The following is a 9,768-nucleotide window of genomic DNA, read 5'->3' on the forward strand; positions in this document are numbered from 1 at the left end:
GGCCCCGGTCCGCCGCCGGCTGCGCCGGCCCGCCACGGCCGGCGCGCTGGGGCGGCTGCGGCGCCGCCCCCGGGCCGGTTCAGGCCGCCAGCTTCACATGGCTGCGGCACTGCATCAGCGGCTGGATGCGCTGGCCGAATTTGTCCATGCCGATCAGGAAGTCGTCGAAGGTGAGCATGATGCCCTTCACGCCCGGCATCGCCGCCGCCTCGTCCAGCAGCCGGGCGCAGGTCGCGTAGCTGCCGACGATCGTGCCCATGTTGAAGTTGATCGGCGACACGCTGTTCGCGATCGACTTCGCGGTCGAGGTGTCGTCGGCGTTCTTGTCGTCGGCGGCGCGGCCGAACAGGTAGGCCAGCGCCTCCTTGTCGGCGCCGGCGACATAGCGCTGCCAGGTCGCCATCGCCTTCTCGTCCGTGTCGTCGGCGATGACCATGTAGAGCATGTAGGCGCCGACATCGCGGCCGGTCTTCTCGGCCGCCTTCATCAGCCGCGCCGCCGTCGGCGCCGCCTTGGTCGGCTCGTTCAGCCCGTCGCCGAGGCAGAAGCCGAAATCGCAATAGGTGGCGGTGAAGTCCATCCCGACGTCGGACTGCCCGGCCGAGACCAGCTTGATCGGCGTCTTCGGGCGCGGGCTCAGCTTGCAGTGGTCCATGGTGAAGTAGTCGCCCTTGAGGTCCGACTCCCCCGTCTCCCACAGGTCCTTCAGGATCTTCACGTATTCGGTCGAGTAGTCGTAGCGCTTGCCGAAATGCTCGTCGCCGGGCCAGAGGCCCATCTGGGTGTATTCGGTCTTGTGCCAGCCGGAGACGAGGTTGACGCCGAAGCGGCCCCCCGAGACGTCCTGGATGGTGCTGGCCATGCGGGCGACGATGGCGGGCGGCAGCGTGAGCACCGCGGTCGAGGCGTAGAGGCGGATCTTGCTGGTGACGGACGCGAGCGCCGCCATCAGGGTGAAGCTTTCGAGCCCGTGGTCCCAGAACTCCGTCTTGCCGCCGAAGCCGTGCAGCTTGATCATGGAGAGGGCGAAATCGAGGCCGTAGCCCTCCGCCTTCTGCACCACCGCCTTGTTCAGCTCGAAGGTCGGCATGTACTGCGGCGCGGCCTCGGAGATGATCCAGCCGTTGTTGTTGATCGGGATGAAGACGCCGATGTCCATCGAACCTCTCCTCTGTGGGTGGCGCGTTGCAGCAAACGGCGTGCCAGCACGCCCCGAAGCGGAGACCGTGGCATGAGCAGCGAAGTGCAGAAACCCTGGGAATGGCCGGAGAACGAGTGGCGCCGCATCTGCGGCAATGCCCGTGCCGGCCGCAGCCTGGCGCCCAAATCCTGGCCGGGCGGGGCGCGCTGCTGCGTCACCCTGTCCTTCGATGCGGACCACGAGACCATTCCGCTGCGCGATGCCGATACCAGCCCGATGCGCATCAGTCAGGGGCAGTACGGCAACCGCCAGGGCGTGCCGCGGATCCGCGCGCTGCTGGCGAAGCACGGCCTCCGCGCCAGCTTCTACTACCCTGCCGTCTCCGCCCTGCTGCACCCGGCGGAGGTGCGGGCGGTAGCCGATGAGGGCCATGAGATCGGCATCCATTCCTGGATCCATGAGGCCAACACCGCCCTGCCGCCGGGCGTGGAACGCGACCTGACCTTCCGCGCCGCCGATGTGCTGGAGAAGCTGTCGGGCCGCCGCCCGGTCGGCATCCGCACCGCGAGCTGGGATTTCTCGGTGGATACGCTGGCGATCATCCGGGAGCTCGGCCTGCTCTACGACAGCAGCCTGATGGCCGACGACGACCCGTATGAGCTGCTGGACCATGGCGAGCCGACGGGCATCGTGGAGCTGCCGCCGGAGTGGATCCGCGACGACGCGCCCTATTTCAACTTCGTCCGCTTCAGCGCCCTGCGCCCCTACACGCCGCCCTCGGGCGTGGAGGAGGTGTTCCGCGCCGAGTTCGACGGCGCCTGGGAGGAGGGCGGGATGTTCCTGCTGACGATGCATCCCCACGTGATCGGCCATCGCAGCCGCATCGCGCTGCTCGACCGGCTGATCCAGCACATGAAGTCGCGCGGCAGCGTGTGGTTCGCCACGCATGAGGAGGTCGCGCGCCACGTCAGGGCGGACGCCGGACTTTGAGACAAAGGTGAGAGGGGGTTCGGGGGAGAGTTCTCTCTCTCCCCCGATCTTCGTCAGCTCTGCACGATGTTGAACTGCTTGGCGATGGCGGTCCAGGTTTCGATGTCCTGCCGCATCACCCGCACGAAATCCGCGCCGAGCGGCGTGGGGTTGCGCGGCAGGGTCGCCAGTTGTTCGCACCGCTCCTTCAGCTGCGGGGTCTCCAGCAGGCTCGGGATCAGCGCCGTCATGCGCTGGGCGATCTCCGCCGGCAGGCCCTTCGGCGCCGACAGGCCCAGCCACTGGCTGGAGGTCAGCTTGGCATAGCCGAGCTCCGCGAAGGTCGGGATGTTCGGCAGCTGCGGCAGGCGCTGCGGCGTGGAGATGGCCAGCGCCCGCAGGTTGCCGTCCTTCAGCTGCTGGACGTTGGTGGTGACGGGGTCGATCATGCTCTCGATCGTCCCGGCCAGCAGGTCCTGCATCGCCGGCGCGCTGCCGCGATAGGGCACGTGGTCCAGCTGCGGCGCCTGGCCGACCGAGGCCAGCATCACGCCCAGCAGGTGCGGCGCCGACCCGATGCCGGAGGAGCCGTAGCGGACCGCCTTGGTCTTCGCCGCCGCCAGGTAGTCGGCCAGGGTCTTGAAGGGCGAATCCGCCTTCACGATCAGGACGTTCGGCGCCTCGACCAGCATGCCGAGATGGGTGAAGTCGTTGATCGGGTCGAAGGGCAGGCTGGGCAGCGTCGCGGTGGAGAAGACCTGCACCGAGGCGTGGCTGACCAGGAAGGTGTAGCCATCGGCCGGGGATTTGGCGACGAAGTCGGTGCCGATGACGCCGCCGGCGCCGGCGCGGTTCTCCACCACCACGGACTGGCCGAGCGCCGCGCTCATCGGCGGCGCGATCAGGCGGGAGATGGTGTCCACCAGCCCGCCCGGGGGAAACTGCGCGACCAGGCGGATGGACCCGCGGGTCGGCCAGGCGCCGCCCTGGCCGAAGGCGAGGCCAGGGACGAGGGCCGGGGCAGCCAGGCCGGCGGCCAGGCCGAGAAGATGACGGCGTTGCATGCTCTCTCTGCGCTCCTTTGCGGCAGGGGCCGGATGCCTTGCCTTCGGATTACGCAGGGGTAATCGGGAGGCGCGGCGCCGGACCAGGCGACCGCCGGCGGCCTGCAACGACCATGCCGGCCCGTACCGGCCGGCGCGGCGGGGGCGGCGGCTGGTGCCGCGACCGGCCCGGCCGGGACAGGGGATCCGGGCGCCCGGATCCCCGGCCGGGGACGGTTCAGCCGGCCGCCACTGCCGCGCTCCAGGGGCTGGCGGCGTCGCTGACGCCGGTGATCCCCTCCGGCCCACGCCGGATCAGGTTCGGGCAGGCGTAGTTGATGGGCATGACGCCGTGCTCCACCAGTTCCACCGGCCCGGCCTGGCGCAGCGCCGCCAGCACCGCCTCCGGCAGGCGGAGATCGGCGCTGATCCCCTCGGGGCCGGAGACGTCGATGCGGGGATGATGCGCCGCATCCTCCACGCCCATGCCGAACTCGGAGACGAAGGACAGCAACTGCACGACGGACGCCATGATGCGCCGCCCGCCGGAGGCGCCGAGGGCGATCTCGGGCTGATCGCCGCTCGCCGCGATCACCGGGCTCATGTTGTTCAGCGGCCGCTTGTTCGGGGCGATGGCGTTCGGCGTGCCCGGCGTCGGGTCGAACCACATGACGCCGTTGTTCATCATGATGCCGGTCGCCGGCAGCATGACGCGCGAGCCCATGGAGGAGAGCAGCGTCGTCGTCATCGCCACCATCATCCCGTCCTTGTCGCAGACGGTCAGGTGGGTGGTGCAGCTGTCGGCGCCCTTCGGCTCGGCATCGCCCAGGCCGGCCAACCTTTCGGCATAGGCATCCTGCATCACGCGGGCGAGGCGGCCATACCAGGCGGGGGTGGGCGCGGGGCCGGCCCAGTCGGCATCCGCCATCCCCTCCAGCACCCGGCGGAAGGTCGGCGCGGCGGTCAGGCCGTTCACCAGCATCACCCGGCGGCCGCGCCAGTCCATGGGGATGGAGGGCAGCACCCGCGCCCGGCACGCCGCCAGGTCGGCGGCGGAGAGCACGCCGCCCATCGCCTGCACATCGGCGGCGATCCGGGCGGCGATCTCGCCCTCGTAGAAGTCGCGCAGGCCGGCCTGCTGCAGCCGTTCGAGCGTCGCCGGCAGGTTGCCCAGGGTGAAGAAGCCGGGCGAGCCCTGGTAGGGCGCGGTCGGCGGCAACCCGTTCGGCAGGTAGACCCGTGCGCTCTCGGGGTAGAGCCGCAGCACCGGCGCGGAACTGGCCACCTTGAGCGTGGTATACCAGTCCTGCGGCAGGCCGCGCTTCGCCAGGGCCACGGCGGGTGCCAGCACCTCGCGGATCGGCAGCCTGCCATGCTTCTCGTGCAGCAGGGCATAGCCGGCGACGGCGGAGGGAATGACGAAGGAGAGCGGGCCATGGATGTTGCGGTCGCCCTCCACCTCCGGCCAGGCGAAGAGGTCCTGCTTCATCCGCCCGGTCAGCGGGAAGGCCTTCGGGTCCAACCCGGCGGGGGAGACGGGGCCGAAGTCGAAGGTCTCGGCCACCGCCATGCCGGGCTTCATCGCCTGGGCGAAGCCGATGCCGCCCAACCCGCTGTTCCAGGGCTCGAGCGCGGCGAGGGCGAAGGCGGTGGCGACGGCGGCATCGGCGGCGCTGCCGCCCGCCTCCAGCATCGCGGCGCCGGCCTCGGCGGCCGCCTTGACCTGGGAGACGACCATGCCGCCGCGGCCGGTGGCCGCGGGCTTCCGCAGGGTCCAGTTCTGGGTGACGTGGGGGCGGGGGCGATAGGGGTCCGGCATCGTCCAGTCTCCGGCGGTTCGGCGGCCGGGATGGTCCTGCCGGCCGGCCCGGCCCGCAAGCCCCTGGCATGGCGGGCCCTCGGGTTGCCGGCAGAATGCGCGGCGGCTGGCCAGGGGACACCGGCGCGACGCCGCGTGGCCGGACCGCCACCGCCGGGGACCCGCGCAGGAAGGCGCGGTCGTGGGCAAAGCGACCGCGGTCACCGGACACCCCCGCCGCGCCAGGGCACCGATGGCCTGATGCGGTCCCGGCGCGGCCCGTTGTGTTCAGGCCGGACGGCGACCCGTTCTCCGGCATGCAGTGCCGGGCGCCGCATCGTCGGGGTCCGTCGCCGATGGACCGGGCTGCCGCCGCGCGGCCTTGGCGCCGAAGGGCGGTGCGCCGGACCGGCAGGCCGCGGGCGCCGAGGATCGGGGCTTGGCGCGTCCGGTCGTCCATGGATGGCCTGGCGTGGCGCGACGGGCATACGGCACGCCGGCCGCCGGGGCGATGCCCCGGCCTTCCTTCCTCAGGTAACGGCCTGCTGCTTGCGGCGCTCGGCCACCAGGGTCTCGAAATCGAGCTTCGCCGTCGCCTCGATATGCGCCTCGAGCGCCGCCACCGCCTCGGCCGCGTCGCCGCGCTCCAGCGCCTCGATCAGGGTGTAGTGGTCCTCGCTCTCGGGGCCGTTGTCGCTGAGATGCATGGCCAGGCCCCAGACCACGGCGAGCGGCCGGGCCAGGCTCTGCCACAGGGCCAGCAGCGGGGCATTGGCGGAGGCGCGGCAGAGCTCGGCATGGAACTCCTCCTCGGCCCGGACGCGCAGGGCGGGGTCGCTGGCCTGCGCCGCCTCGGCGAAGATATCGGCCGCCCGGCGCAGCCGGGCGAAGCGTTCCGGCCCGCCGGGCTGGGCCAGCGCTTCCCGCACCGCCAGGGTCTCCAGCGTCAGGCGCACCCGCATCAGGGCGGCGACGCCCCGGTTGGTCACCTGCATCAGGCGCATGCCCTTGTAGGGCGTGCTGACGACGATGCCCTGGCTTTCCAGCAGGCGCAGCGCTTCCCGCACCGGGACGCGGCTGATGCCCAGGTCGCGGGCGATCTCGGCCTCGACCAGGCGATCATCGGGCAGGAAGATGCCGCGCGCGGCGCCGGCGACGATCGCCTCGGCGGCCTGCTCGACCATCGTGCGCGGCTGCACCGGCACCAGCCGGCGGGCATCGGCCGCGCTGCCCATGATGCCCACCGCGGCGCCGGCCCGCGCCCGGTGGTCCCTCAATGCCACAGACATAGCTCCCGTCCGTCCCGCGAACGCCGGGATTGTAATTTCAACCAACTGGTTTGGGAAGTAAACCGACGTCGCCCCGTGACGATGGCGAATGGCGGGGCGGGATCGGGTTAACCTACAGCCGCCGCCGGGTCTGATCAACCTGAGGTTGCGGGTTGGCCGACCCTGCGGCGTTCAGGGCTGAATTCCGTGGCCTCTCAGGACTTTGCATACAGTATGATTTGTATTTGTTACAACGCTGGGCTGTGCCGCGGCGATTAATGCGCGATCACGGAACTGTGATATTGCCGCCACAGCCACCGGGAATCCGCGGCGTCATTCCCGCCATGGCCGCCGGCCCCACAGGCTCCGCAGCCCCGCCTCCATCTCCGCGACCATGGCCGCATAGGCGGCGCCGACCATCGGCCGCAGCGGCATCCCGGCCCGCTCCGCCTCCTGCAGGAAGGCCGGCTCGGCCAGCGCCGCCGCGAAGGCGCCCTCCAGCCGGGTGCGCAACGCTGCCGGCAGGCCGGGCGTGCCGACGAAGCCGCGGCTGGCGCCGGCCACCAGGTCGAAGCCCTGTTCCCGGAAGGTCGGCACCGCCGGCAGCGGCGCGAAGCGGGCGGGGGCGGCAAGGCCGAGGGCGCGGATCCGTCCCTCCTTCTGCAGCGGCAGGTGCTCGCTGATGTTGCCCACCAGCAGGTCGATATGCCCGCCCAGCAGCGCCTGGATGGCCGGGGCGCTGCCGGCATAGGGGACATGCACCATGGGCGGCGTGCCGGCCCAGTCCTCGAAGGCCAGCATGGCGATGTGGTCGTCGCCGCCGACGCCGGTGCTGCCGTAGGAGATCTGCCCCGGCCGGGCCCGGGCGCCGGCGGCCATGTCGGCCAGGCTGCGCAGCGGCGACTCCCGCAGCACGAAGATGCTGTTCGGGTCGTCCACCACATTGGCCAGCCAGGCGAAATCGGCGGCGCGGTAGCGGACCTGCCGCTCGATCGGCAGGGCGGGCAGGGCCGGGCAGGTGATGCAGCCCAGGGTGTAGCCGTCCGGCGCGGCGTTGAAGACCGCCTCGTTGCCGATCTGGGTGCCCGCGCCGGGCCGGTTCAGCACGACGAAGCGGGCGCCGCCGCCGAGCTGGGCGCAGACATGCGGCATCAGCAGGCGGGCCAGCGCATCCAGCGCGCCGCCGGGCGGCACGGGAACCACCACCTCGATCGGCCGGTCGCCGGGCCAGGGCGTGGGTTGCGCCCGCCCGGTGGCGGGCAGGGCAAGCGCCGGGAGGCCGGCGAGCAGGGCGCGACGGGTGGGCATGGCGTTCCTCCGCTTCGTTGCGGCCAGCCTGCCGGCAGGCGGACGAGGGCTGCAAGCCTTCCCCACCGCACCGGAGACGGCGCCGGAGGCAGGCGCGACCCCGCCGGGCGGCACCCCAGGCCCCGGGCATGCTGCCGGCGGGGATTCCCGGCGCCTCCGCTGGGCTTTCATGGCGCCCTGCGCTACCCGGGCGGCATCAGGCCAGGGAGGCGGCGATGAGCCCGGAGGACCGCGCGGCATTCGGCGTCGAAGGGGAAGACTGGGCCGCCTGGCGCCGGCATCGCGTGCGCTGGTCGGAATGCGATGCGCTCGGCCATGCCAACAACACCGCCTACCTCATCTGGTGCGAGGACATGCGGGTGGGGCCGGGCTGGTCCGGCCTTGGCGGCGGCTTCGCCCCCGGTGCCGTCAGCCCGGTCGTCGCGCAGATCGAGGCGCGCTACCTCCGCTCGCTGGTCTTCGAGGAGGAATGCCTGGTCACGCTGCGCTTCGCCTCGGTCAAGCGCACCTCCTTCGTGCATGACTACGCGGTCTGGAAGGGCGGGCTCTGCTTCTCCTGCCGGACGGTGCTGGTGGCGGTGCAGCAGGACAGCGGCGCGCGCGTGCCCGTCCCGCCCGCGATCCGCGCCGCCATGCTCGCCACCGGCGCGCGCGACGAGGCGGGGTGAGCCCATCGCTGCGCAACGGGGGCCGGCTTGCGCGCCCCCGGCGCGGGACGAAGCCGCACCGGGCGGCGGTGGGGAAGCGGGGTGGTGCCCCCGTCCGGGTCATGCCGCCTGGCGTCCGGGCGTTCCCGCCCGTGCGCGATCCGCTCTAGTCTGCCCGGCCGGCGATCGGCGCCCAGAAGGGGGAGAAGGCCATGCCCGTCACGCAGGTCCGCGGCATCAACCTAGTCTGGGACATGCTGGGCGAGGGCAGCGGCCCAGTCGTCGTGATCTCGCCCGGGGGGCGGCGCGGCCTTGCCTCCGACCGGGCGCTCGGCCTGCTGCTGGCCGAGGCCGGCTTCCGGGCCCTGGTCTATGACCGCCGCAACACCGGCGCCGCCGACATCGCCCTGGACGGCGACAGCGAGAGCCAGGAACAGGCGGACGACCTGCTGACGCTGCTGCAGGCCCTGGGCTGCGCCCCGGCCTATGTCGCCGGCTGCTCCTCCGGCGCGCGGCTGTCCCTGCTCCTGGCGCTGCAGCACCCGCAGGCGGTGCGCGGCCTCCTGCTCTGGCGCGTCACCGGCGGCGCCCATGCCGCGAAGCGCCTCGCCCACAACTACTATGAGCAGTACCTGCAGGCGGTGGCGCGCGGCGGCATCGAGGCGGTCTGCGAGACCGAGCATTTCGCCGGGCTGATCGGGGCCAACCCGACCAACCGCGCGCGGCTGGAGGCGATGGGCGCCGAGGCCTTCGCCGCGCGGATGCGGCGCTGGCTGGCCGGCTTCCACCAGGGCGCGGGCCATCCGGTGGCCGGCCTGGCGCCCGCCGACCTGCGGCGGATCGCCGTGCCTGCGCTGGTGGTTGCCGGCAATGACCGCGTGCACCCCGCCGAGGCCGCGCAGGCGGCGCATCGCTGCCTGCCGGCCAGCACCTATCGGGAGGTGTTGTCCACGCCGGTGGACCTCGACGTCGATTTCGCGGGGTGGGAGGCGGCGACGCCCCGCCTGGCCGCGGTGTTCATCGACGCGCTGCGGGGCTGGGACGCATCCCGGCGCTGACCGCGCGGCGATGCTGCGGCGGCTGCAGGACTGGGCGCGGGCGATCCGCCGCGACGTGCATGCGCTGTGGATCGCGGCGCGCGACCCGCGCACGCCCTGGGCGGCGCGGGCCCTCGCGCTCGGCATCGCCGCCTATGCGCTGTCGCCCATCGACCTGATCCCGGACTTCATCCCGGTGCTCGGCCTGCTCGACGAGGCGGTGCTGCTGCCGCTGGCCATGCTGCTGGCGATCCGGCTGATCCCGGCGCCGCTGATGGCGGAATACCGCGCCCAGGCCGCGGCGGCGCAGGCCCGCCCGAGCAGCCGCGCCGGCGCCGCCGCGATCGTCGCCCTCTGGCTGCTGGCGGCCGGACTGCTGCTGTGGTGGCTGTGGCCGGACGCGGCCGGATGACCGGGCGCCAGGCAGGCCAGGCGGCGGGCGACCATCCCGGCGGGCCGCCGGCTGCCTGTCCGAAGCGGATCGCGGCGGGCGATGCCCGGCCCGGCGCCTGCTGCCGCGCGGCATCCGGGACGCGGCCGCGCCGTGGCGCGCAGCG

At 72.7% G+C, this 9,768-nt stretch carries 9 protein-coding genes; 4 read left to right on the forward strand and 5 right to left on the reverse strand.

Annotation, left to right across the window (positions count from 1 at the left end; all coding sequences use genetic code 11):
- Window positions 1–79: 79 nt before the first annotated feature.
- Window positions 80–1,159 (reverse strand): pyrimidine utilization protein A, encoded by a 1,080-nt coding sequence (gene rutA / locus E2C05_RS24145; RefSeq protein WP_133222201.1) that lies wholly within the window; start codon window positions 1,157–1,159, stop codon window positions 80–82.
- A gap of 72 nt (window positions 1,160–1,231) precedes the next feature.
- Between rutA and E2C05_RS24150 the strand changes: the two genes are divergently transcribed.
- The gene (locus E2C05_RS24150) at window positions 1,232–2,131 is read left to right on the forward strand and encodes a polysaccharide deacetylase family protein (RefSeq protein WP_133222202.1); all 900 of its coding nucleotides are present in this window, start codon (window positions 1,232–1,234) and stop codon (window positions 2,129–2,131) included.
- A gap of 53 nt (window positions 2,132–2,184) precedes the next feature.
- Here the strand turns inward: E2C05_RS24150 and E2C05_RS24155 are convergent, their stop codons facing one another.
- From E2C05_RS24155 to E2C05_RS24170, 4 genes are all read right to left on the reverse strand, one after another.
- Window positions 2,185–3,174, reverse strand: a complete 990-nt coding sequence (locus E2C05_RS24155) for a Bug family tripartite tricarboxylate transporter substrate binding protein (protein WP_133222203.1) — start codon at window positions 3,172–3,174, stop codon at window positions 2,185–2,187.
- A gap of 217 nt (window positions 3,175–3,391) precedes the next feature.
- Window positions 3,392–4,972 (reverse strand): gamma-glutamyltransferase, encoded by a 1,581-nt coding sequence (locus E2C05_RS24160; protein ID WP_133222204.1) that lies wholly within the window; start codon window positions 4,970–4,972, stop codon window positions 3,392–3,394.
- A 509-nt stretch (window positions 4,973–5,481) separates the two neighbouring features.
- Window positions 5,482–6,234 (reverse strand): GntR family transcriptional regulator, encoded by a 753-nt coding sequence (locus E2C05_RS24165; protein WP_158292338.1) that lies wholly within the window; start codon window positions 6,232–6,234, stop codon window positions 5,482–5,484.
- 318 nt (window positions 6,235–6,552) lie between these two features.
- The gene (locus E2C05_RS24170) at window positions 6,553–7,527 is read right to left on the reverse strand and encodes a tripartite tricarboxylate transporter substrate binding protein (RefSeq protein WP_133222206.1); all 975 of its coding nucleotides are present in this window, start codon (window positions 7,525–7,527) and stop codon (window positions 6,553–6,555) included.
- Window positions 7,528–7,742: 215 nt separating this feature from the next.
- On the opposite strand from E2C05_RS24170, the gene E2C05_RS24175 reads away from it, so the two are divergent.
- The 3 genes from E2C05_RS24175 (at window position 7,743) to E2C05_RS24185 (ending at window position 9,623) form a co-directional block, all read left to right on the forward strand.
- Window positions 7,743–8,195: an acyl-CoA thioesterase gene (locus E2C05_RS24175; RefSeq protein WP_158292339.1), complete on the forward strand. Its 453-nt coding sequence runs from the start codon at window positions 7,743–7,745 to the stop codon at window positions 8,193–8,195.
- 191 nt (window positions 8,196–8,386) lie between these two features.
- Window positions 8,387–9,232, forward strand: coding sequence for an alpha/beta fold hydrolase (locus E2C05_RS24180; protein ID WP_133222208.1), 846 nt, complete (start codon window positions 8,387–8,389; stop codon window positions 9,230–9,232).
- A 10-nt stretch (window positions 9,233–9,242) separates the two neighbouring features.
- Window positions 9,243–9,623 (forward strand): YkvA family protein, encoded by a 381-nt coding sequence (locus E2C05_RS24185; protein WP_133222209.1) that lies wholly within the window; start codon window positions 9,243–9,245, stop codon window positions 9,621–9,623.
- Window positions 9,624–9,768: the final 145 nt, after the last annotated feature.

It is taken from the genome of Paracraurococcus ruber (assembly GCF_004353985.1).
In the GTDB taxonomy this organism is placed as follows: Bacteria; Pseudomonadota; Alphaproteobacteria; order Acetobacterales; family Acetobacteraceae; genus Paracraurococcus; species Paracraurococcus ruber.

Excerpts from the sequence above, each read along its gene's own strand:
- E2C05_RS24155 (WP_133222203.1), bottom strand. The coding sequence starts at position 3,174 with ATGCAACGCCGTCATCTTCTCGGCCTGGCCGCCGGCCTGGCTGCCCCG.
- E2C05_RS24170 (WP_133222206.1), bottom strand. The coding sequence starts at position 7,527 with ATGCCCACCCGTCGCGCCCTGCTCGCCGGCCTCCCGGCGCTTGCCCTG.
- E2C05_RS24160 (WP_133222204.1), bottom strand. The coding sequence starts at position 4,972 with ATGCCGGACCCCTATCGCCCCCGCCCCCACGTCACCCAGAACTGGACC.
- rutA (WP_133222201.1), bottom strand. The coding sequence starts at position 1,159 with ATGGACATCGGCGTCTTCATCCCGATCAACAACAACGGCTGGATCATC.
- E2C05_RS24175 (WP_158292339.1), top strand. The coding sequence starts at position 7,743 with ATGAGCCCGGAGGACCGCGCGGCATTCGGCGTCGAAGGGGAAGACTGG.
- E2C05_RS24180 (WP_133222208.1), top strand. The coding sequence starts at position 8,387 with ATGCCCGTCACGCAGGTCCGCGGCATCAACCTAGTCTGGGACATGCTG.
- E2C05_RS24185 (WP_133222209.1), top strand. The coding sequence starts at position 9,243 with ATGCTGCGGCGGCTGCAGGACTGGGCGCGGGCGATCCGCCGCGACGTG.
- E2C05_RS24150 (WP_133222202.1), top strand. The coding sequence starts at position 1,232 with ATGAGCAGCGAAGTGCAGAAACCCTGGGAATGGCCGGAGAACGAGTGG.